The organism is Rhodococcus sp. O3 (genome assembly GCF_048897285.1).
Taxonomy (GTDB): Bacteria; Actinomycetota; Actinomycetes; order Mycobacteriales; family Mycobacteriaceae; genus Rhodococcus.
On record NZ_JBMBTE010000313.1, the window covers coordinates 1 to 920 of the forward strand.

1 protein-coding gene and 1 pseudogene are annotated in these 920 nt (G+C 65.3%); one reads left to right on the plus strand and one right to left on the minus strand.

Annotation, left to right across the window (positions count from 1 at the left end; genetic code table 11):
• A partial coding sequence (locus ACN675_RS29190) for a hypothetical protein (protein WP_420754121.1) occupies positions 1-180 on the minus strand: 180 nt, incomplete at its 3' end.
• Between the two features lie 68 nt (positions 181-248).
• On the opposite strand from ACN675_RS29190, the pseudogene ACN675_RS29195 reads away from it, so the two are divergent.
• Positions 249-920 (plus strand): annotated as a pseudogene (locus ACN675_RS29195) (helix-turn-helix transcriptional regulator); the annotation flags it as partial.

The following is a 920-nucleotide window of genomic DNA, read 5'->3' on the forward strand; positions in this document are numbered from 1 at the left end:
GTGGCCGGCCGAACCCGGACGCAGGATTTCCCGGATCGGATGATCCGTGATCGACGAGGTCGACTTCATCACGCCTCCACCGATCATCAAACGTGTCGACTCCGGACCGACAACTGCGTCGAACCGCAGCGCATCACAACGATCATTATTATTTTTGTCACTCGAATTATGTTCTGTCACACTTCGGACATAGTGTGAACGTTCGATTGGCGACGGGGCGCCGTGTGGTGACGAAAGGAATGCTGCTGGTGGCTCCCGTTGACATCGTTCGTGCCGGTGCACCGAACTCACGGTCGGTCGTCGATGCGGTGCCGCGTCCGCGGTTGTTCGCCGTGTTGGATCAGCAGGCCAGCCTGACGGTGATCCAGGCTCCTCCTGGGTTCGGCAAGCGCACCCTGATAGGCAGCTGGCTGCACCGCGGAGGCGCGGGAGATCGTGATGTTCTGTGGGTTGACGTCGCCGATGAGCACGCGGATCCGTCCGGCTCCGGCAACCCCGGGACAAGCTCGGCCCTGACCTCGGTTTCGGAAGTCGAGGCGGACAGCGGGGCTGCGGGAGCAGCCGATCCAGGTGCGCGGTGGAACGACGAGGTCGAGGCCCTCGCCGCCGACAGCGCTCGGTGTGTGGTTGTGGCGACGGCGGGGTCGACGCGTGCCGCGGCGGTGCTCGAGACGGTCACCGAGTTGCTCGGACGGTGCCCGTCGGCGGTCGCGGTCGTGGCGGTCCACGGGACGATCGCGCCACCGGCCGTGGCGCCGGTGCGCGGTATCGACTGCCGCTGGATCAGCGCGGCACAGATGTGCTTCACCACCGCAGAGACTGCAGAGTTGGGCCGTTCGAGAGGGCTTTCGCTCGGAGATGAACGGTATGCAGATCTGCAGGACATGCTCGGGGGTGTGCCACCGCTGGTGACCGAGGCG